This is a genomic window from Bradyrhizobium sp. 35 (assembly GCF_023073215.1).
Classification (GTDB): domain Bacteria; phylum Pseudomonadota; class Alphaproteobacteria; order Rhizobiales; family Xanthobacteraceae; genus Bradyrhizobium; species Bradyrhizobium canariense_D.
On record NZ_JADPJC010000044.1, the window covers coordinates 48687 to 70837 of the forward strand.

Genomic DNA, 22151 nt, shown 5'->3' on the forward strand with positions numbered 1-22151 from the left:
CGTCGCGAAAGGCGACGGCGCTCGCAGAGCATCAGCGATCAGAGATCGAGCACCAGGCGCGCCGGATCTTCCAGGCTCTCCTTGACGCGGACAAGGAAGGTCACGGCTTCCTTGCCGTCGATGACGCGGTGATCGTAGGACAGCGCCAGATACATCATCGGGCGGACCTCGATCTTGCCGCCGACGACCATCGGCCGCTCCTGGATCTTGTGCATGCCGAGGATGCCGGACTGCGGCGCGTTCAGGATCGGGGTCGACATCAGCGAGCCGTAGATGCCGCCATTGGTGATGGTGAAGGTGCCGCCCTGCATCTCGTCGATCTTGAGCTGGCCGTCGCGGGCGCGGCGGCCGAAATCGGCGATGCCCTTCTCGATGTCGGCGATCGACTTGTTGTCGCAGTCGCGCACCACGGGCACGACGAGGCCCTTGTCGGTGCCGACGGCGACGCCGATGTGATAGTAGTTCTTGTAGATCAGATCGGTGCCGTCGATCTCGGCGTTGACGGCCGGGATGTCCTTCAGCCCCTGGACGACGGCCTTGGTGAAGAAGCCCATGAAGCCGAGCTTCGAGCCATGCTTCTTCTCGAACGCATCCTTGTAGTGGGCACGCAGCGCCATGACGTTGGTCATGTCGACCTCGTTGAAGGTCGTGAGCATCGCGGCGGTGTTCTGCACGTCCTTGAGGCGGCGCGCGATGGTCTGGCGCAGCCGGGTCATCTTGACGCGCTCTTCGCGGGCGGCGTCATCGGCCGGCGACGGTGCGCGGACCTGAACCGCTGCGGCCGGCTGGTTGACGGGGGTCGGCGCTGAGGCCGCACGCTCGATCGCGGCGAGCATGTCGCCCTTGGTGACGCGCCCGTCCTTGCCGGAGCCGGGAACGGTCGAGGCATCGACGCCGGTCTCGGCCGAGAGCTTTCGCACGGAGGGAGCGAGCGGCGCATCGGCCGGTGGCGCCTTCGCCGCGGCGGGAGCAGCAGCGGCCGCAGGAGCGGCAGCCGCGGGCTTCGCGGGCGCAGCTGCCGGCTTGGCAGCGCCGGCGGCGCCTTCGGTAATCTGGCCGAGCAGCGCGCCGACGGCGACGGTGGCACCATCGGCGGCGATGATCTCGCTCAGCGTGCCGGCTGAGGGCGCCGGGACTTCGATGGTGACCTTGTCGGTCTCGAGCTCCACCAAGGGCTCGTCGACGGCGACGGGATCGCCGGCCTTCTTGAACCAGCGGCCGATGGTGGCCTCGGTGACGGATTCGCCGAGGGTCGGCACACGAATTTCAGTCATGGTCTTTTCCTTAAGGAGATCGCCAATGCGGACATAGGTGCAGATGTCAGCGCCCGCGGATGCGGGCGATCCAGTACGCCGTGACAGTCGTGATAGAGACGGGCGGCGCGGAATACTGGATCCCCCGCCCCGGTGCGCAATTGCGCACAAGGCGGGGCATGACGAGGTGTAAAAACTTCTCAGCTCAATGCTTCGTCCAGGAACGCCTTCAGCTGCGCCTGATGCTTCGACATCAGACCCGTGGCGGTCGCAGCGGAGGCGGCGCGGCCGACATAACGCGGACGCCGGCTCGCACCGTTCACCTGGTTCAGCACCCACTCCAGATAGGGCTCGATGAAGTGCCAGGCACCCATGTTGCGCGGCTCTTCCTGGCACCACACCACTTCGGCCTTCTTGAAGCGCGACAGTTCGGCCACCAGCGCCTTGAGCGGCACCGGATAGAGCTGCTCGACGCGCATCAGATAGATGTCGTCCATGCCGCGCTTCTCGCGCTCCTCGTAGAGGTCGTAATAGACCTTGCCCGAGCAGAGCACGATGCGGCGGATCTTCTCGTCGGGAACGAGCTTGATCGCTTCGCTCGGCAGCATCTGGGCGTCGTCATAGAGGATGCGGTGGAAGGTCGTTCCCTTCGCGAGCTCCTCGAGACGCGACACCGCCCGCTTGTGACGCAGCAGGGACTTCGGCGTCATCACGATCAGCGGCTTGCGGATCTCGCGATGAAGCTGCCGGCGCAGCACGTGGAAGTAGTTCGCCGGCGTGGTCGGATAGACCACCTGCATGTTGTCTTCCGCGCACATCTGCAGATAGCGCTCCAGACGCGCCGAGGAGTGCTCCGGTCCCTGGCCTTCATAGCCGTGCGGCAGGAGGCAGACGAGGCCGGACATGCGCAGCCATTTGCGCTCACCCGAGGAGATGAACTGGTCGAACACGACCTGCGCGCCGTTGGCGAAGTCGCCGAACTGCGCTTCCCACAGGGTGAGCGTGTTCGGCTCGGCGAGCGAATAGCCGTATTCGAAGCCGAGCACGGCTTCTTCCGACAGCAGCGAGTTGATGACCTCGTAATGGCCCTGCTCGTGACCGAGATGGTTGAACGGCGTGTAGCGGCTCTCGTCTTCCTGGTCGATCAGGACCGAGTGGCGCTGCGAGAAAGTGCCGCGCTCCGAATCCTGTCCGGACAGGCGGACATGGTGGTTCTCGTTGAGCAGCGTGCAGAACGCCAGCGCTTCGCCGGTCGCCCAGTCGATGCCCGTGCCGCCGTCGATCGCCTTGGCGCGGTTTTCTAGGAAGCGCTGGATCGTGCGGTGGACGCGGAAACCGTCCGGCACCTTGGTGATCTTGCGACCGATGTCCTTCAGGGCGGCGATGTCGACGCCGGTGACGCCACGCCGCGCATCTTCTTCCTGATCGGCGATCTTGAAGCCGGCCCATTTGCCGTCGAGCCAATCGGCCTTGTTGGGCTTGTAGCCGGAGCCGGCTTCGAGTTCGGCATCGAGCCGCGCGCGCCAGTCGGCCTTGGCCTTCTCGACCTCGCCCCCGGTCAACACGCCTTCGCTGATGAGGCGGCGGGCGTAGAGTTCGAGCGTCGACGGATGGGCCGCGATCTTCTTGTACATCACCGGCTGGGTGAAAGCCGGCTCGTCGCCCTCGTTATGGCCATGCCTGCGGTAGCAGAACATGTCGATGACGACGGGCTTGTGGAATTTCTGCCGGAACTCGGTCGCAACCTTGGCCGCGAACACGACGGCTTCCGGATCGTCGCCGTTGACGTGGAAGATCGGCGCGTCGATCATCTTCGCCACGTCGGACGGGTAAGGCGACGAACGGGAATAACGCGGATAGGTGGTGAAGCCGATCTGGTTGTTGACGATGAAGTGCACGGAGCCGCCGGTGCGGTAGCCCTTCAGGTCCGACAGGCCGAAACATTCCGCGACCACGCCCTGGCCGGCGAACGCGGCGTCACCGTGCATCAGCAGCGGCATCACCGAGATGCGCATATCCGGCGGATCGCCGTGCTGATCCTGCTTGGCGCGGACTTTTCCGAGCACCACGGGATCGACGATCTCCAGATGCGAGGGGTTGGCGGTCAGCGACAGATGGATGCGGTTGCCGTCGAACTCGCGATCCGAAGACGCGCCGAGGTGATATTTGACGTCGCCCGAGCCTTCGACCGCATCAGGATTGGCCGAACCGCCCTTGAACTCGTGGAACAGCGCGCGATGCGGCTTGCCCATCACCTGGGTCAGGACGTTGAGGCGGCCGCGGTGCGGCATGCCCAGCACGACCTCCTTCACGCCGAGATTGCCGCCGCGCTTGATGATCTGCTCGAGCGCGGGGATCAGCGATTCAGCACCGTCCAGGCCGAAGCGCTTGGTGCCGGTGAACTTGGTGTCGCAGAATTTCTCGAAACCTTCGGCTTCGACCAACTTCATCAGGATGGCACGGCGACCTTCGCGGGTGAACGAGATTTCCTTGTCCGGCCCCTCGATCCGCTCCTGGATCCACGCCTTCTGCGCCGCGTTGGTGATGTGCATGAACTCGACGCCGAGCGTCTGGCAGTAGGTGCGCTCGCAGATCGCGGTGATTTCGCGCAAGCTGGCGTATTCGAGACCGAGCACATGGTCGAGGAAGATCTTGCGGTCGAAATCGGCTTCGCTGAAGCCGTAGGTCCGCGGGTCGAGCTCTTCGCGATTGCGCTGGGCTTCGATGCCGAGCGGATCGAGCTTGGCGTGGAAGTGACCGCGCATGCGGTAGGACCGGATCAGCATCAGGGCCCGGACCGAGTCGCGGGTGGCCTGGAGAAGGTCGGCGGAGGAGAGGCCGCCGCTCTTATCGCCACCCTTGGCCTGCGCCTTGGCAGCGATCTTGGCTCCGACCGTCTTCTCGACTTCCGCCCAATTGCCGTCGAGCGCGGAGGTCAGATCATCCTGCGGGGTCAGCGGCCAGTTGGCGCGCTCCCAGGACGGGCCTTGGGCGTTCTTGCTGATGTCACCCGGCTGGTCGTTGAGGCTCTTGAAGAAGTCCTGCCACTCGGCATCCACCGAGGACGGGTCCTTCTCGTAGCGGGCGTAGATTTCGTCGATGTAGGTGGCGTTGGTGCCCTGCAAAAAGGAGGAGAGGGCAAAGGCTGCGTTCGCGTCTTGGCGAGACATACTTGAGTTCCTGGCGATTTCGGTTCGCGCATAACAAACGGCGCTGGCGCTGGGCTCCCCGGCAGAGGACCAGCGCGACAGGCACCATTTACCCTATTTGCTGCGAAACTTCGCCCGGAAAATTACGAAGGTGTGAATCAAGATTTCAATTTTTCGGCAAGCGTGTGGCCGAGGCGCGCGGGAGATGGCGACACTGTAATTCCAGCCGATTTCATCGCGTCGGTCTTGGAACCGGCGTCGCCCTTGCCGCCCGAAATGATCGCACCGGCGTGGCCCATGCGACGGCCGGGAGGGGCCGTGACACCGGCGATGAAACCGACCATCGGCTTCTTGCGGCCGCGCTTGGCCTCGTCCTTGAGGAACTGGGCGGCGTCCTCCTCGGCGGAACCGCCGATCTCGCCGATCATGATGATCGACTCGGTCTTGGGGTCGCCGAGCAGCATTTCCAGCACGTCGATAAACTCGGTTCCCTTGACCGGGTCGCCGCCGATGCCGACCGCGGTGGTCTGGCCGAGGCCTTCCTGGGTGGTCTGGAACACGGCTTCGTAGGTCAGCGTGCCGGAGCGGGAGACGATGCCGACGCTGCCGGTCTTGAAGATGTTGGCTGGCATGATGCCGATCTTGCACTCGCCGGCGGTCATGACGCCCGGGCAGTTCGGCCCGATCAGGCGCGACTTGGAGCCGGCCAGCGAACGCTTCACCCTGACCATGTCGATGACCGGGATACCTTCCGTGATGCAGACGATCAGCGGGATCTCGGCGTCGATGGCTTCGCAGATCGCATCGGCCGCGCCCGGCGGCGGCACATAGATCACCGATGCATCGGCACCGGTCTTCTCACGCGCCTCGCGCACGGTGTCGAACACCGGCAGCCCCAGATGCGTCGCGCCGCCTTTGCCGGGCGAGGTGCCGCCGACCATCTTGGTGCCATAGGCAATCGCGGCCTCCGAATGGAAGGTGCCGTTCTTGCCGGTAAAGCCCTGGCAGATGACCTTGGTGTTCTTGTCGATCAGGATGGACATGAGGTCTGCTTTCGCGAAACTAACGAGTGAGAGGTCAGTGGATGCGGCGGTAGACGCCGGTGAGCACGTCGGCCCAGCCTTCTGCGTCCGGCGAGAACTGGATCTTCAACGAATAGGAATCGTCGTCGATGATTTCATAGACGTGGCGCGCATTGCCGCGGAGCGAGCCGCGCACCAGCGTCAGGGTCTTGCCGACCCACCCGCCGGAGGCGGGCGAAGGCGGCGTGTAGCCGAGCGAGTCGTACCAGAACAATTTGTAGGTCCGGTCTTCGCGGTCGAAGGTGAAGATGCCGTGGGTGGCGAAGCTCTGCTTGCCGTCGCGGGTCTGGACCGAGTCCTGGATCAGATAGAAGCCATTGAGATCCATGTGGGCCACGACGCGAGAAGTCGCCGTTCCACCCTCCGTCCAGCGCGACGGAAAGACCACCTCTTCGCCATTCCATTCACCGGCGAACGCGGCAAGACGCGCGTGCTCCGGCAGCGGGGATGATGCAGCGAGATGGTCCTGAGTCATGGCCTCAGCCTCCCTTGACGGCCTTCACGATCTTCTGCGCGGCGTCGTCGAGATTGTCGGCCGGCACCACGTTCAGGCCGGATTCACGAATGATCTTTTTGCCCAGCTCGACATTGGTGCCTTCGAGGCGAACCACCAGCGGCACGCTGAGGCCGACTTCACGCACGGCGGCCGTGACGCCCTCGGCGATCACGTCGCACTTCATGATGCCACCGAAGATGTTGACCAGGATGCCCTTCACGTTGGGATCCGCGGTGATGATCTTGAAGGCGGCCGCGACCTTTTCCTTGCTGGCGCTGCCGCCGACGTCGAGGAAGTTCGCCGGCGCCATGCCGTAGAGCTTGATGATGTCCATCGTCGCCATCGCGAGACCGGCGCCGTTGACCATGCAGCCGATATTGCCGTCGAGGGTGACGTAGTTGAGGTCGTATTTGGACGCCTCGATTTCCTTGGCGTCTTCCTCGGTCTCGTCGCGCAGCGCGAGCACCTCGGGGTGACGAAACAGGGCGTTGTCGTCGAACGACACCTTGGCGTCGAGCACGCGGAGCTGGCCCTGCTTGGTCACGACGAGCGGGTTGATCTCCAGCATCGACATGTCCTTCGCGACGAAGGCCGCGTAGAGCTGCGCGGTGAGCTTCTCGGCCTGCTTGGCGAGATCGCCGGAGAGTTTCAGCGCGTTCGCGACGGTGCGGCCGTGATGGCCCATGATGCCGGTCGCGGGATCGATCGAGAAGGTCACGATCTTCTCAGGCGTGTTGTGCGCGACGTCCTCGATGTTGACGCCGCCCTCAGTCGACACCACGAAGGAGACGCGGGAGGTCTCGCGGTCGACCAGGATCGAGAGGTAGAATTCCTTGTCGATGTCTGAGCCGTCCTCGATGTAGAGGCGGTTGACCTGCTTGCCGGCGGGTCCGGTCTGGATGGTGACGAGCGTTGCGCCGAGCATCTGCTTGGCGAATTCGGAAACTTCCGCGGCCGACTTGGCGATGCGGACGCCGCCCTTGTCGCCGGCCGACGCTTCCTTGAACTTGCCCTTGCCGCGGCCGCCGGCGTGGATCTGGCTCTTCACGACCCAGACCGGGCCCGGGAGTGCCTTTGCCGCCGCGTCCGCATCGGTTGCCTTCAGGACCGGAACGCCCTTCGAGATCGCGACACCGAACTCGTTCAGCAGCGCTTTGGCCTGATATTCATGGATATTCATTTAGTCGCTCCCTGAACCCGCGGGCGGTGACCTCGTAGGCCCACCTCAGTCTTGTGGCTGGCATACCATATACCACAGGAACTGCAACCCGGATTCTCTGACATCGATCTCTGGACTGCCGATCCGGAGCCCGCCCCGTCCTCTACAAGAGTTGCAGCGGGGGCCCGGAAGTGAAACCGCCGAAGACCGGTTTTTCGATCTTCGGCGGGGAATGTTGGGTTTAGCGGCCCAGAAGATCGGGCGCGATCTTCTTGCAGGCGTCAACCAGACCCTGCACTGCGCCGACCGACTTGTCGAAGGCTTCGCGGTCCTTGCCGACGAGCTCGATCTCGACGACGCGCTCGACGCCCTTGGAGCCGATCACGACGGGCACGCCGACATACATGTCCTTCACGCCGTATTCGCCGTTCAGGTAGGCGGCCGAGGCCAGCACGCGCTTCTTGTCACGCAGATAGCTCTCGGCCATCGCGATCGCGGAAGCCGCCGGAGCATAGAAGGCCGAGCCGGTCTTGAGCAGATTGACGATCTCGGCGCCGCCGTTGCGGGTGCGGTCGACGATCTCGTCGAGGCGCGCCTGCGAGGTCCAGCCCATCTTGACGAGATCGGGCAACGGGATGCCGGCGACGGTGGAGTATTTTACCAGCGGCACCATGGTGTCGCCATGGCCGCCCAGCACGAAGGCGGTGACGTCTTCGACCGAAACGTTGAACTCGTCGGCCAGGAAGTAGCGGAAGCGCGACGAATCCAGCACGCCGGCCATGCCGACGACCTTCTTGTGCGGCAGGCCGCTGGCCTTCTGCAGGGCCCAGACCATCGCGTCGAGCGGGTTGGTGATGCAGATGACGAAGGCGTCGGGAGCGTACTTCTTGATGCCGGCGCCGACCTGTTCCATGACCTTGAGGTTGATGGAGAGGAGGTCGTCGCGGCTCATGCCGGGCTTGCGCGGCACGCCGGCGGTGACGATGCAGACCTTTGCGTTGTCGAGCGCCTCGTAGGAGTTCGCGCCGGTGTAGTGCGCGTCAAAGCCGTCGACCGGCGAGGACTGCGCGATGTCGAGCGCCTTGCCCTGCGGCACGCCCTCGGCGATGTCGAACATCACCACGTCGCCCAGCTCTTTCAGGCCGATGAGATGAGCCAGCGTTCCGCCGATCTGACCGGAGCCAATCAAAGCAATCTTGTCGCGCGCCATGTGAGCCTGTCCTTTAGACACGTAAGGAGGGGAAAACTGAGACGGGTGGTTATCCCTTTCGCCTCCCCCGTTCAAGTCACGGGTTGCCCAATTGTCGGGCTTGCCGCGTATTCAAGCGCAACCTTGTCATTCCGGGGCTTGGGGAAGCGCCGAGTCCGGAATGACAGCGCTGGCAAATAGGACTTAAGTCTCGACCAAGCCCTTGGTCGAGCCGCTGGCGGTGGAATCCTTGCGGCCGTGAGGCAGCGCCAGATAGGATTCCGAGCTCATTTCGATCAGGCGCGACGCGGTGCGCTTGAACTCGTTGGCCTCGTTGCCCTCATTGGCAAGATAGAGCGAGATCGGGTTGGCATCGGCGGAGGCCATCAGCTTCACGGCATTGTCATACAGCGTGTCGATCAACGTAATGAAACGCTTGGCGGCGTTGCGCTGGGAGAAATCCATCACTGGAATATGGTCGACCAGGATGGTGTGATAGTCGTGCGCCAGCCTGAGATAGTCGGATGCCCCGAGCGGCTTGTCGCAGAGATCGGCGAACGTGAAGCGCGCCACGCCGTGGGCCGAGCACGGCACGTGCAGGATGCGGCCCTTGATCGAAATATCGCGCGACTTGCATTTGGCGCCGCCTGACATCTTCGACCAGGCGCGGTCGAGCGCGGCGTCCGCCTCGGTGTCTGCCGGCGTCAGCCACATCGGTACGCCCTGAAGTTTTTCCAGCCGGAAGTCGGTGCGCGCGTCGAGCCGCAGCACGTCCATGTGGTCGGTGATCTGCCTGATGAAGGGCAGAAACAGCGAACGGTTCAGGCCGCCCTTGTAGAGGTCGTCAGGCGCGACGTTGGAGGTCGCGACCACCACGGTGCCGAGCTCCAGCAGCTTTGCGAACAGGCGGCCCAAGATCATCGCGTCCGCGATGTCGGTGACGTGGAATTCGTCGAAACAGAGCAGCCAGCTCTCCTCGAAAATCGCATGCGCGGTCAGCGCGATGACGTCGCCGTCGCCAATCTCGCCGCGCGCGATGCCCTGGCGATAATCGTAGATGCGCTCGTGCACCTCGGCCATGAATTCGTGGAAATGGGCGCGCCTCTTGTGCTCGACTGTCGAGTGCTGGAAGAACAGATCCATCAGCATGGTCTTGCCGCGGCCGACCTCGCCATGGACGTAGAGCCCGTGCGGCGCCTCGTCCTTGTCGCTGCTGAACAGGCGGCTGAGCAGGCCCTGCTTGCGCGGCGGCTTGTAATCGGCGAGCCGCTGGTCGAGCGCGGCATAGGCGTCGGCGATTTCAGCCTGCGCAGCGTCGGGCTCGATCGCGCCGGACGCGATCTGGGCCTGATAGGCCTCGCGGAATGAGGAACTGGGGGTCGAGAGCATGCTCTTTACCGCCAGAGATGAGCGGAAATTGCAAGCCGTGAATTGGGGCGGGGCGCCATGCATTCCGTGTCCCGGACGCGCTGCGGCACGCAGTGACGCTGCGCAGAGCCGGGACCGACTGTTTCGTACAGGACCGTTCGTCTATCGCCGCGTAATGGGCCCCGGCTCTGCAGCGCACCGCTTCGCGCTGCGCAGCGTCCGGGGCACGAGAGCTTCGCTACTCACACAGCTCGTAGGCGTCCTCGACCACATACGGGCCGCCGCCGGTTGAGGCGCGGGACGAGAACAAAACAAAACGTTCGGCCGTGAATGCCTTGCTGGGAAAATAGCCACGCAGCGAGAGATAATCGGCGACGTCACGGTCGGTGGCGTCGTGCAGCCGGGCCAGCGTGACATGCGGGATGAACTTGCGGCCTTCCGGGTCGAGGCCGATCCGCTGCATCAGGCGCTCGAGCTCGGCCTGCAATTCCATCAGCGGCTTGCTCGGCACGATGGTGGCGACCACCGCGCGCGGCTTGCGTCCGCCGAAACTCTGCAAACCCTGCACCTTCACCTCGAACGGCTTACGGTCGACGCGAAACAGCATCGAGGCGATTTCGTTGGCGGACATGCCATCGATATTGCCGATGAAGCGCAGGGTGACATGGTAATTTTCGGGATCGATCCAGCGGGCGCCGGGAAGGCCGCCCCGCAAATTGGAAAGCGACTGGCCAATCTCGGCCGGAATTTCCAGACCAGTGAACAAACGCGGCATCGTTTCGCACTCCCGATGCTTGGGCATGATCCCAGGGCAAGATCATATCCAAATTTTAGAGCCGGCGACGAATCACCGGTACCCTAATTCCTATCGCAGTTGTGTGACCCTGCGAAGCATCGCGCGCCTTACTCCGGTAAAACCCTCGGAATTACGGTTAGCGCTGCCTGGTTTTCAACGCCGTTGCTCAGCGATGGTGCCAAGGAATGCCTCAACCGTAGGCAAGATATTCTTGACGATGATATCGACGCCGGCCGCGGTCGGATGAATGCCGTCGGCCTGGTTGAGCTTGGCATCGGCCGCGACACCATCGAGAAAAAACGGATAGAGCGGCACGCCGAATTTTTTCGCCAGATCCGGATAAATCGAATTGAAGCGCGCAGCATAATCCGCGCCGTAATTCGGCGGCGCCAGCATGCCGCACAGCATCACCGCGATCTTGCGCGCCTTGAGGCGCTGGACGATCTCGGTCAGCGCGGTGCGGGTCAAATCGGGATCGATGCCGCGCAACGCATCATTGGCGCCGAGCTCGATGATCACACCGTCGGTTCCGTCAGGGACCGACCAGTCGAGCCGGTCACGGCCCCCCGAGGAGGTGTCGCCGGATACCCCGGCATTGGTCATGCCGACCTCTATGCCTTTGTCTTGTAAAGCTTTTTGAAGCTTTGTGGGGAACGCTTCCTGGGCCGGGAGGCCAAGACCCGCGCTCAGGGAATCGCCGAGAACCACCAGCTTGATCGGTTTCGCCGCCTCAGCCCATGCCGGATTTGCGACGGTCATCAAAGCGAACATCAACACGGCTATGTGCATGAACAATCCGTAACGCCTCTCGACCGCGCGGGCGGAGTTGCCATATGACCGGACCATGGACACTCGCATCTCTTCCTCTTCGCTCGCCGACAGTTCGGCCGACACCATCGCCATCTCCAACGTCAATCTGTCATTGGGTACGGGCGCGGCACGCGTTCACATCCTCAAGGATATCAGCTTGCGCGTGGGCCGGAGCGAGACGATCGGCCTGATCGGCCCGTCAGGTTCGGGCAAATCCACGCTGCTGATGGTGATGGCGGGGCTGGAGCGTCCTGATAGCGGAGAGGTGGTGGTCAACGGCACGCCTTTCAATGCCCTCGACGAGGACGCGCTGGCCCGCTTCCGCGGCCGCCAGGTCGGCATCGTCTTCCAGTCCTTCCATTTGATCCCGACCATGACCGCGCTGGAGAATGTCGCGGTGCCGCTCGAGCTTGCGGGCAATCCCGACGCCGCAAAGCGCGCGGCGCAGGAGCTGCAATCGGTCGGGCTCGGCGACCGTCTGCATCATTATCCGACCCAACTCTCCGGCGGCGAGCAGCAGCGCGTGGCGCTGGCCCGCGCACTGGCACCCGATCCAGCGATCCTCGTCGCCGACGAGCCGACCGGCAATCTCGACGAAGCCACGGGACAACAGATCGTCGACCTCCTGTTCAGCAAGCATGCCGAGCGCGGCATGACGCTGGTGCTGGTCACGCACGATTCTTCGCTCGCGCAGCGCTGCGATCGCGTGATCCGCCTCCGTTCGGGGCGCATCGACACGCAGTCGGCGCCGGCATGAGTGCTGCTGCCGCACCGTTTGCGAAGCCCAACGGCGTCGCGCTGTCGCTGCGTTACGCGCTGCGCGAATTGCGCGGCGGCCTGCGCGGCTTCTACGTCTTCATTGCCTGCATCGCGCTCGGCGTGATGGCCATCGCTGGCGTCGGCTCGGTCTCGGCGAGCCTGAGCGACGGCCTCGCCCGCGAAGGCCGTACGCTGCTCGGCGGCGACGTGTCGTTCGTCCTGTTTCAGCGCGAGGCGAAGCCGGAGGAAGTCGCCTTCCTGCGTTCGCGCGGCACCGTCTCGAGCGCCGCCACACTGCGCGGCATGGCGCGCTCGGCCGAGGGCAAGCTGGCCCTGGTCGAGATGAAGGCGGTCGACGACACCTATCCGATGCTGGGCCAGCTGACGCTGGCGCCGCCGCTGCCGATGTCCGAGTTGCTCGCGGAGCGCGACGGCGCGTTCGGCGCGGCCGCCGATCCGACACTGCTGGCGCGGCTGTCGCTCAAGACCGGCGATCGCGTCACCGTCGGGGCTGCGACGTTCCAGATCCGCAGCGCCGTCGAAGCCGAGCCCGACAAGCTCGCAGGCGGCATCGGCTTCGGCCCGCGCTTCCTGATCAGCGAAGCGGGCCTGCGCGCGACAGGGCTCGTCCAACCCGGCAGCCTGGTGCGCTGGGTCTATCGTGTGAAGCTGCCGGAGATCGCCAACAACGAGCGCGCCACCGACGCCTTCATCGCGGACGCCCGCAACGCCGCGCCGCAGGCCGGCTGGGAGGTCCGCAGCCGCTCCAATGCCTCGCCGCAGCTCGAGCGCAACATCAACCGCTTCACGCAGTTCCTGACGCTGGTCGGCCTCGCCGCGCTGCTGGTCGGCGGCGTCGGCGTTGCCAATGCCGTCAAGGCCCATATCGACCACAAGCTCGAGGTGATCGCGGCCTTCAAGGCCGTCGGCGCCACCGGGCGCGACGTGTTCGGCATCTATCTCGCCCAGGTTCTCCTGCTCGCCGCGATCGGCTCAGTGATCGGCCTCGCACTAGGCGCCGCCATGCCGTTCGCGATCGTCGGCCTATTCGGCAAGCTGCTGCCCCTGCCGGTGGTGCCGGCGGTGCATGCCGACGAGCTCGCGCTGTCGTTCGTCTACGGGCTGCTCACGGCGCTTGCCTTCGGCCTGTGGCCGCTCGGGCGAGTGCACGACGTGCCGGTGGCGGCGCTGTTCCGCGACACCATCAGCTCCGAATGGCATCGGCCACGCTGGAGCTATCTCGTCTTCATGGCCGTCGTGATCGCGCTGCTCATCGCGGTCGTGATCGGGCTGTCCTTCGACAAGCGCATCGCCGCGGTGTTCGTGGCCTCCTCCGTGGTCGTGTTCGCGCTGCTCCGCGGCATTGCCGCCCTGCTGATGACGATCGCACGGCGGCTGCCGCGCACGCGATGGCCGATGCTGCGACTTGCGATTGCCAACATCCACCGGCCGGGCGCGCTGACGCCCTCGGTCGTGCTGTCGCTCGGGCTCGGGCTCGCCGTGCTCGTCACCATCACCCAGATCGACGGCAATCTGCGCCGGCAGTTCCTGGCGGCGCTGCCCGAGCACGCGCCATCGTTCTTCTTCATCGACATTCCGAGCACGCAGGCCGAGCAGTTCGACACATACCTGCGCCAGATCGCCCCTGGCGCGAAAGTCGACGACGTGCCGATGCTGCGCGGACGGATCGTCGGAGCCCGTGGTGTCCGCGCCGAGGAGCTCAAGCCCAGCACCGATTCCGAGTGGGTGCTGCAGAGCGACCGCGGCCTGACCTATACCGCCGAGCTGCCGAAGGGCTCCAAGGTGGTCGAGGGCCAGTGGTGGAGCGCCGATTATTCCGGCCCGCCGCTGGTTTCGATGGAGAAGAAGATCGCGGACGGACTCGGCCTCAAGGTCGGCGACGAGGTCGTGGTCAATATCCTCGGCCGCGACATCCCCGCGAAGATCAGCAATCTGCGCAGCATCGACTGGCAGGGCCTCGGCATCAATTTCGTCCTCGTGTTCTCGCCGAACGCATTCAAGGGCGCGCCGCACACCCACATCGCGACGCTGACGGAAGCCGGCGGCGATGCGGCCGGCGACGGCAAGATCATCAAGGAGGTCGCTGACGCCTATCCGATGGTGACGAGCGTGCGCGTGCGCGAGGTGATGGAGACGGTCGGCTCGGTCGTGACCAACCTGGCGCTGGCGATCCGCGGCGCCAGCGCGGTGACCCTGATCTCGGCGATCCTGGTGCTCGGCGGCGCGCTCGCCGCCGGCCATCGCCACCGGGTCTACGATGCGGTGATCCTCAAGACCCTGGGCGCGACCCGGCTGCGGCTGCTCGGCGCCTATGCGCTCGAATACCTCCTGATCGGGCTTGCCACCGCGGTCTTCGGCGTTTTCGCCGGCAGCGTCGCGGCCTGGATGATCGTGACCCGGCTGATGACCCTCACTTTCGTCTGGCAGGGCGGCAGCGCAGCCGGCGTGGTCGCGGCTGCCTTGGTCGTCACGGTCGGCCTCGGGCTCGCCGGCACCCTGCTGGCGTTGAACAAAAAGCCCGCCACGGTGTTGCGGAATTTGTGACAAATGGTAGCGGGCGGCGGCACGGGAGCGAAATCGCACGATTCCAGCGATTAACCACGTCCGCTCGTCTGGATTGCAGGTAAGGGCGACATTCAGCCGCGCGTGGACGGTTGCAGCGAATGTGTTAGTTTCCCACATATCGAATGGGTTCGGAGCCCCGATTGTTAGCCAAAATTTAGTCGGCAGACATCGGTATCCGAGATAGAATTTGACGAACCGGCGGCATGGCGACCCTCATGCCGGACCGGACCAACCAACGGGAATTCGACCATGTCGGACCTAGACCGCAATTACGCTTCTCCTTTCGGCAGGGCCGCCGGGCGTGTTGACGCCGCGACGGTCGATGCCGGCCTGCGCGCCTACATGCTGCGCATCTACAACTACATGAGCATCGGCCTGGCCATCACCGGCCTTGCCGCCCTCGGCGTCTACATGGCCGCCGTGACGGACGTTCCGACCCCGGAAGCCGTGCGGGTCGGCAAGCTGTTCCTGACGCCGTTCGGCTACGCGATGTTCGTCAGCCCCCTGAAGTGGCTGTTCATGCTCGCGCCGCTCGCCATGGTGTTCGTGATCTCGGCAGGCATCAACCGGCTCGCTCCTTCGACCGCCCAGATCCTGTTCTGGGTGTTCGCGGCACTGATGGGCGTCTCGCTGTCCTCGATCTTCCTGGTGTTCACGCACACCTCGATCGTCCGGGTGTTCTTCATCACCGCGGCGACTTTCGGCGCGCTCAGCCTCTACGGTTACACCACCAAGCGTGACATGAGCGGAATGGGTTCGTTCCTGTTCATGGGCCTGATCGGCATCGTCATCGCGAGCCTGGTGAACCTGTTCCTGGCGAGCTCGGTGCTGCAGTTCGTCGTGTCGGTGGTCGGCGTGCTGGTGTTCGCGGGCCTCACCGCCTGGGATACCCAGCGGCTGAAGAACGACTACATCTACGGTTACGCTTCGGCCGGCGGTGACATCGCAGAGCGTGCGGCCATCACCGGCGCGCTGTCGCTGTACCTGAACTTCATCAACTTGTTCACGCTGCTCCTGCAGCTCCTCGGCCAGCGCGACTAAGCGCCAGCCCAGAGTGGACGACAGCAACCCCCGGCCGAGAGGCCGGGGTTTTTGTTTGGGGCGAGCCTCTCAACACCCACCGTCATTGCGAGCGCAGCGAAGCAATCCAGAGTCCCTCCGCTGGTGCATTTCTGGATTGCTTCGTCGCAAGGGCTCCTCGCAAGGACGGAGTATGAGGAAGCACGGTTGCCTCTTCCAGCCGCCCCGGGAAGGCTCTAATCTTGCGGCATGTCCGCACCCGATATCAGGCCCACCACCGAGGCCGACCTCCCCGCCATCACGGCCATCTATCGGCAGGCTGTCCGCGAGGGCACCGCGACGTTCGAGCTGGAGCCGCCCGACCTTGCCGAGATGACGCGCCGCTACCGCACGCTGATCGACGGCGGCTACCCCTATTTCGTCGCCATCCTCGACGGGCGCGTCGCCGGCTACGCCTATGCCGGTGCCTACCGGCCCCGCCCGGCCTACCGCTTCACGGTCGAGAACTCGATCTATCTCGATCCATCCTTCCACCGCCGCGGCATCGGGGCGCTCCTGCTGGAGCGGCTGATCGTCGAATGCGAGGCACGCGGCTTCCGTCAGATGATCGCGGTAATTGGGGATTCCACCAATGCCGGCTCGATCGGCGTGCACACCAGGGCCGGCTTCAAAATGATCGGCACGCATCCCAGCGTCGGGCTGAAATTCGGCCGCTGGCTGGACACGGTAATGATGCAGCGGAGCCTCGGCGAGGGCGCCAAGAGCGTGCCGGGGAAGTAAGGCCCGTAGCCCGGGTGAGCGAAGCGATACCCGGGAACGCTGCAAGCAAAGACCCGGATGTCGCTACGCTCATCCGGGCTACTGGATCCCTGCTACACCACCGCCAATTTGCGATCGATCACCAGGAGCACGCGCTCCAGTTCGTGGCCGCGGCGCAGGATCAAGCCCGTCGCCGAGATCACGCTGTACATGCCCTGCTTGCGCGCGAGGCGCGGATCCTTCTCGATACGATAGATCGGCACTTCCGAGGCGCGGCGAAAGACCGAGAACACAGCGCGATCCCTGAGGAAGTCGATGGCATAGTCGCGCCACTCGCCTTCGGCAACCATCCGGCCGTAGAGATTGAGAATACGGTGCAGCTCGAGCCGGTTGAACGTCACGCGGCTCAGTTGCGCATTCGAAGCGGCGGGGCGCGCCGCCGCACGCTGTTCGCTCGGATCGGTATCCTCCGACAGACTCATAGGCCGCCTCCTGTCGCATCAGCATGACCGCGTCCGCGAAGACCGTCCCTCGACCGCGGATCATGACGGTTGCATGATTGCGCCAACTGTTCCCCACCGCAAGGGCCCTTGGAAGGACCTTGGAATCGGAGCCAATCCGCCCACACGCAGCGGTGGAACTCTGTCGCGGCAAACCGTCACGGGATCGTTAGCAGGAATCATAGTGTCGCCGCTTTTCCGCCAAGCGACTGCCGCCCTGCGTTGCGAAAAGACCTATGTGCGTTGACCCGGTCCTTTCGGTTCCGGATTCCTCAGCCCCCAGCCCCCCGGGGCCGTCAGGATCGGGTCTGTTCGCACGACAAGGAGGGCCAACGCGAGTTGGTCCTTTTTTGTTTGAGTCGAATTGTTTGGGTCGGGATGTTTCTGCCTCGACGGATATCTCAGCATCTCAGCAAAAACCCTTTCCCCTCATCCTGAGGAGCCGCGAAGCGGCGTCTCGAAGGATCGAGGCCGAGCTGCCTCAGCAGGGCCTGCATGGTTCGAGACGGCGCTGACGCGCCTCCTCACCATGAGGATTGAGAGTGTGCTTGAGTCGGACGATTCGAAGTGCGCGTCAGTGCAGCGACGTGTACGCCGCGCCCAGCATCGGGCCCGGTCTCTCCCGGCTGCCGTCCTGGACATAGACCACGGCACCGTCGACGCCGTCACGCGTGAGGTTCTCGATCGGCACCGTCCAGCTTTCCGGGCGGCCGGTCCAGTCGCCGACCTTCAGCAGGTTGCGCACCACGTTGTGATAGATCACTTGCTGTCCGCGATTTTCGCCGCGACTGATCGCGATCGGCACCGACCTCGCAATCGAGCAGATCCAGACCTCGCCGTGGGACGCCGTCGGCTCCTTGCTCGCGGCCACCGAGACGTTGATCTGCTTGCCCGCGAGCGACATCGTCACCGGCACGCTCATCACACCAGTGCCCGTCTCGGTTTTGCCGATGGCGCTTTCGATGCCGGTGCGGTCGCTGCCGACGACATGCGTGGAGCCGTTGACCACGACCTGCGGCGTGTAGACTTCGCGGTCGCCGCGCATGCGCGAATACGCACGCTGCCGTGCAGAGAAGCGCGAATCGGCCAATGTGTCCTTCCAGCCGAGATAGTCCCAATAGTCGATCGGCATGCTCAGCGCGATGATCGAGGGATCGCGGGCGAGGTCGCCGATGATCTTGTCGGCCGGCGGGCAGGAGGAGCAGCCCTGCGAGGTAAACAACTCGACAACGGCGCGGGGATCAGCCTCGGCAGGGCGGATGACGGCGACGATTGCACAGAGACCAAGAGCTCCCGACCAGAGGGCACCGGACCAGCGTGAAACCAGATGAGAAGCCGTCATTGTTGTCATGTCGAACGCCGCACACCATTGCTCGTGAGAGGGAAATCTTACCGCCGGATGGTCACCGTAATCTTACGGGCCTCACACATTTGTTGTCCGTCCAAGAACCGTACAAGGGGAGGTTCTGTGCCGGGCGGGCCCATCTGAAGCCTGCCGCAAACGCGTGAAGGCGGCCTTGTGATAGGCCGCCTTCGTGTAACCTACTACTCACTTCGCAGTGAGCCACCGTTCACAAATCCGCGCTTACGCCGCGAGCTTGCGTAGCACGTAGTGCAGGATGCCGCCGTTGCGGTAGTATTCGAGTTCGTCCAGCGTATCGATGCGGCAGAGCAGCGAAACGCGCTGCAGCGAACCGTCGCCGGAGACGATCTCCGCGGTCAGCTTCTGGCGCGGCTTGAGGTCGCCAACGAGGCCGCGCAGCGTGACCTTCTCGTCGCCCTTCAGACCGAGCGACGACCAGGAGGTGCCGTCCTCGAAGGTCAGCGGCAGCACGCCCATACCGACCAAATTGGAGCGGTGGATGCGCTCGAAGCTCTGGCAGATCACGGCGCGCACGCCGAGCAGACGGGTGCCCTTCGCGGCCCAGTCGCGCGAGGAGCCGTTGCCGTATTCGGCGCCGGCGAACACCACCAGCGGCACCTGCTCCTGCTGGTACTTCATCGCGGCGTCGTAGATCGACATCTGCTCGCCGTCGGGCCAGTGCTTGGTGAGACCGCCTTCCGGAATATTGCCGTCGGCGCCCTTCAGCATGAAGTTCTTGATGCGGATATTGGCGAAGGTGCCGCGCATCATGACTTCGTGGTTGCCGCGCCGCGTGCCGTACTGGTTGAAGTCGGCCGGACGCACCTGGTGCTCGCTGAGATATTTGCCGGCGGGCGAGGTGAGCTTGATCGAACCGGCCGGCGAGATGTGGTCGGTGGTGATCTTGTCGCCGAACATGGCGAGGATGCGGGCCTCGACGATGTCGGTGACCGGCTCCGGCTCCTTCTTCATGCCTTCGAAATAGGGCGGGTTCTGCACATAGGTCGAACTCATGTTCCAGCGATAGGTTTCGCTCTCGACCGTCTTGATCTTGCGCCAGTTGGTGTCGCCCTTGAACACGTCGGCATACTTCTTCTTGAAGATCGACGCGGTCACGAACTTCTTCATGAAGGCGTTGATCTCCTTGGTCGTCGGCCAGATGTCCTTGAGGTAGACCGGCTTGCCGTCCTTGCCTTCACCGAGCGGCTCGACGGCGAGGTTCTTGGTGACGGTGCCCGCGAGCGCGTGGGCGACCACGAGCGGCGGCGAAGCCAGATAGTTCGCCTGCACGTCCGGTGAGACGCGGCCTTCGAAGTTGCGATTGCCGGAGAGCACCGCAGCCGCGACGATGCCGTTGTCGTTGATCGACTTCGAGATCTCCTCGGGCAGCGGACCTGAATTACCGATGCAGGTGGTGCAGCCGAAACCGACCAGGTTGAAGCCGACCTTGTCGAGATCGGCCTGGAGACCGGAATGGGCAAGATAGGCCGCCACCACCTGGCTGCCCGGGGCGAGCGAGGTCTTCACCCACGGCTTTGCCTTGAGGCCCTTCGCGGCGGCGTTGCGCGCCAGAAGACCGGCGCCGATCAGCACGCTCGGGTTCGAGGTGTTGGTGCAGGAGGTGATCGCGGCGATCACGACGTCGCCATGGCCGATGTCGAAGTTCTTGCCGTCGACGGCGAAGCGCTTCCCCGGCTCCTCGGCCTTCTTGTATTCGCTGGCGAGCGCGAGCGAAAAGCCCTCGGCCACGGACGGCAGCGCAATGCGGCCTTCGGGGCGCTTCGGGCCGGCCATCGAGGGCACGACATCACCGAGGTCGAGCGTCAGCGTTTCCGTGAACACCGGATCGGGCGACTTGGCGGTACGGAACAGCCCTTGCGCCTTCGCATAGGCCTGCACCAGCGCGACGCGCGCCGAGGCGCGGCCGGAGGTCTTGAGATAATCCAGTGCGGCGGCATCGACCGGGAAGAAGCCGCAGGTCGCGCCATATTCGGGCGCCATGTTGGCGATGGTTGCCTTGTCTGCGACCGAGAGATGGTCGAGGCCGGGGCCGAAGAACTCCACGAACTTGCCGACGACGCCGAGCTTGCGCAGCATCTGCGTCACCGTCAGCACCAGGTCGGTCGCGGTGACGCCTTCCTTCATCGCGCCCTTCAGCTTGAAGCCGACGACGTTGGGCAGCAGCATCGACAGCGGCTGGCCGAGCATGCAGGCTTCCGCCTCGATGCCGCCGACACCCCAGCCGAGCACGGCAAGGCCGTTGACCATGGTGGTGTGGGAATCGGTGCCAACCAGCGAGTCGGGATACGCGACCTCGAAGGTGCCGGTCTTCTTGCCGACCGTCATCTTCTCCTTCTTGGTCCACACCGTCTGGGAGAGATATTCGAGATTGACCTGGTGGCAGATGCCGGTGCCGGGCGGCACGACGGAGAAGTTCGAGAACGCCTTCTGGCCCCATTTCAGGAACTCGTAGCGCTCCTGGTTCTGCTTGTATTCCTCGGTGACGTTCTTGCCGAAGGCCTTGTTGTCCCCGAAGAAGTTCACGATCACGGAGTGGTCGATGACGAGATCGACCGGCACCAGCGGATTGATCTTCTCGGCGTCGCCCCCGAGCTTCTGCATCGCGTTGCGCATCGCGGCGAGATCGACCACGGCGGGCACGCCGGTGAAGTCCTGCATCAGCACGCGCGCCGGGCGGAAGGCGATCTCATGCTCCAGCGACTTCTTGCGCAGCCACTTCGACACCGCGACGATGTCTTCCTTCTTGACCGAGCGGCCGTCCTCGTTGCGGAGCAGGTTCTCGAGCAAAACCTTCATCGAGTAGGGGAGTTTCGAAATTCCCTTCAGACCATTCTTCTCGGCCGTGGGCAGGCTGTAATAGACATAGGTCTTGGCGCCGACCTTGAGGGTCTTTTTGCATTTGAAGCTGTCGAGCGAGGTCATGTAGGAAATCCCAATTGTCAGTTATACCCGGCAGGGTATTTTAACACCGTCAGCGTAGGCAGGCTGAGTCACTTGCAGGGGCAGGTTGAGTTGCCGCATCAAGTAGTTCCGGGCTTATAGAAGCTTTCTAACCGCGCCGCCACAGCCACAATCGTGCCGCGGCAATCCGCGAGCCAAAAATTCCCATACGCTACCCCAAGTTTTCCTGAGGCCTGGCTTTGAGCGGATCGATACGAGGCAAGATGCAGCTTTCCGGACGCGGGGTCAGTTGCGTGCGGGGCGGGCGCGAGGTGTTTTCCGCGCTCGATTTCGAGGCCGGCTCCGGCGAAGCCGTGGCGGTCGTCGGCCGCAACGGATCGGGCAAGACCTCGCTGCTGAGGCTGATCGCGGGCCTGCTCATTCCGGCGAGCGGCACGATCGCGCTGGACGGGGGTGACGCCGAGCTGACGTTGCCGGAGCAATGCCACTATCTGGGTCATCGCGACGCCCTGAAGCCAGCCCTGAGCGTGGCGGAGAATCTGACGTTCTGGGCCGATTTTCTCGGCGGCGAGCGTTTCGACACCGGCAAGGGACTCGCCACCGTCGGGCTCGACCATGCCGCCGATCTGCCCGCCGCCTTCCTGTCCGCCGGCCAGCGCCGCCGGCTGTCGCTGGCCCGCCTGCTCACCGTCCGCCGCCCCGTCTGGCTGTTGGACGAGCCGACCACGGCGCTCGATGTCGCGGGACAGGACATGTTTTCCGGATTGATGCGCGGGCACTTGGCGCGCGGCGGCCTGATCGTCGCCGCCACCCATGCCCCGCTCGGGATCGATTCGCGGGAGCTGCGGATCGGGGGTGCGGCGTGATTCGGGTCGACCCTCAGGTTTCCAAGCGGCCGAACTCCGCCCTCTCCGTTCCCTCCCCCCTTGTGGGGGAGGGT

General features: G+C 64.3%; 17 protein-coding genes. 5 read left to right on the plus strand and 12 right to left on the minus strand.

Annotation, left to right across the window (positions count from 1 at the left end; all coding sequences use genetic code 11):
- Positions 1–38 precede the first annotated feature (38 nt).
- The 9 genes from odhB to IVB36_RS07675 all read right to left on the minus strand — a co-directional run bounded on the left by odhB (position 39) and on the right by IVB36_RS07675 (position 11281).
- Positions 39–1274 (minus strand): 2-oxoglutarate dehydrogenase complex dihydrolipoyllysine-residue succinyltransferase, encoded by a 1236-nt coding sequence (gene odhB, locus IVB36_RS07635; RefSeq protein WP_026233886.1) that lies wholly within the window; start codon positions 1272–1274, stop codon positions 39–41.
- Positions 1275–1453: 179 nt separating this feature from the next.
- Entirely contained in the window at positions 1454–4423 is a 2970-nt protein-coding gene (locus IVB36_RS07640) for a 2-oxoglutarate dehydrogenase E1 component (RefSeq protein WP_247391063.1), read from the minus strand.
- 137 nt (positions 4424–4560) lie between these two features.
- A complete protein-coding gene (sucD, locus tag IVB36_RS07645; protein ID WP_018459831.1) occupies positions 4561–5445 on the minus strand; it encodes a succinate--CoA ligase subunit alpha in 885 nt (294 codons plus the stop codon).
- 34 nt (positions 5446–5479) lie between these two features.
- The gene (locus IVB36_RS07650; protein WP_007604324.1) at positions 5480–5959 is read right to left on the minus strand and encodes a DUF1579 family protein; all 480 of its coding nucleotides are present in this window, start codon (positions 5957–5959) and stop codon (positions 5480–5482) included.
- A gap of 4 nt (positions 5960–5963) precedes the next feature.
- Entirely contained in the window at positions 5964–7160 is a 1197-nt protein-coding gene (gene sucC / locus IVB36_RS07655) for an ADP-forming succinate--CoA ligase subunit beta (RefSeq protein ID WP_018459829.1), read from the minus strand.
- A gap of 220 nt (positions 7161–7380) precedes the next feature.
- Positions 7381–8349: a malate dehydrogenase gene (gene mdh, locus IVB36_RS07660; RefSeq protein ID WP_007598869.1), complete on the minus strand. Its 969-nt coding sequence runs from the start codon at positions 8347–8349 to the stop codon at positions 7381–7383.
- A 183-nt stretch (positions 8350–8532) separates the two neighbouring features.
- Complete coding sequence (gene zapE / locus IVB36_RS07665; RefSeq protein ID WP_085348694.1) at positions 8533–9717, minus strand: cell division protein ZapE; 1185 nt, start codon at positions 9715–9717, stop codon at positions 8533–8535.
- Positions 9718–9934: 217 nt separating this feature from the next.
- A complete protein-coding gene (thpR, locus tag IVB36_RS07670; RefSeq protein WP_007598862.1) occupies positions 9935–10471 on the minus strand; it encodes an RNA 2',3'-cyclic phosphodiesterase in 537 nt (178 codons plus the stop codon).
- Positions 10472–10645: 174 nt separating this feature from the next.
- A complete protein-coding gene (locus IVB36_RS07675; RefSeq protein WP_026233885.1) occupies positions 10646–11281 on the minus strand; it encodes an arylesterase in 636 nt (211 codons plus the stop codon).
- A 55-nt stretch (positions 11282–11336) separates the two neighbouring features.
- Here IVB36_RS07675 and IVB36_RS07680 point away from each other — a divergent pair, with 55 nt between their 5' ends.
- The 4 genes from IVB36_RS07680 (at position 11337) to IVB36_RS07695 (ending at position 16447) form a co-directional block, all read left to right on the plus strand.
- Complete coding sequence (locus tag IVB36_RS07680; protein ID WP_018459825.1) at positions 11337–12059, plus strand: ABC transporter ATP-binding protein; 723 nt, start codon at positions 11337–11339, stop codon at positions 12057–12059.
- Complete coding sequence (locus IVB36_RS07685) at positions 12056–14626, plus strand: FtsX-like permease family protein (protein ID WP_247391065.1); 2571 nt, start codon at positions 12056–12058, stop codon at positions 14624–14626. Before IVB36_RS07680 ends, IVB36_RS07685 begins: the two co-directional genes overlap by 4 nt.
- A 270-nt stretch (positions 14627–14896) precedes the next feature.
- Positions 14897–15688: a Bax inhibitor-1/YccA family protein gene (locus IVB36_RS07690; protein ID WP_007598855.1), complete on the plus strand. Its 792-nt coding sequence runs from the start codon at positions 14897–14899 to the stop codon at positions 15686–15688.
- 228 nt (positions 15689–15916) lie between these two features.
- The gene (locus tag IVB36_RS07695) at positions 15917–16447 is read left to right on the plus strand and encodes a GNAT family N-acetyltransferase (protein ID WP_018459823.1); all 531 of its coding nucleotides are present in this window, start codon (positions 15917–15919) and stop codon (positions 16445–16447) included.
- Positions 16448–16539: 92 nt separating this feature from the next.
- Here IVB36_RS07695 and IVB36_RS07700 read toward each other — a convergent pair whose 3' ends face one another.
- The 3 genes from IVB36_RS07700 to acnA form a co-directional block, all read right to left on the minus strand.
- Positions 16540–16908, minus strand: a complete 369-nt coding sequence (locus IVB36_RS07700; RefSeq protein ID WP_018459822.1) for a DUF2794 domain-containing protein — start codon at positions 16906–16908, stop codon at positions 16540–16542.
- A gap of 592 nt (positions 16909–17500) precedes the next feature.
- The gene (locus IVB36_RS07705; protein WP_026233884.1) at positions 17501–18277 is read right to left on the minus strand and encodes a DUF1223 domain-containing protein; all 777 of its coding nucleotides are present in this window, start codon (positions 18275–18277) and stop codon (positions 17501–17503) included.
- Between the two features lie 234 nt (positions 18278–18511).
- The gene (gene acnA / locus IVB36_RS07710; protein ID WP_247391067.1) at positions 18512–21232 is read right to left on the minus strand and encodes an aconitate hydratase AcnA; all 2721 of its coding nucleotides are present in this window, start codon (positions 21230–21232) and stop codon (positions 18512–18514) included.
- Between the two features lie 242 nt (positions 21233–21474).
- Between acnA and ccmA the strand changes: the two genes are divergently transcribed.
- The gene (gene ccmA, locus IVB36_RS07715) at positions 21475–22077 is read left to right on the plus strand and encodes a heme ABC exporter ATP-binding protein CcmA (protein ID WP_026233883.1); all 603 of its coding nucleotides are present in this window, start codon (positions 21475–21477) and stop codon (positions 22075–22077) included.
- The last annotated feature ends 74 nt before the right edge of the window (positions 22078–22151 follow it).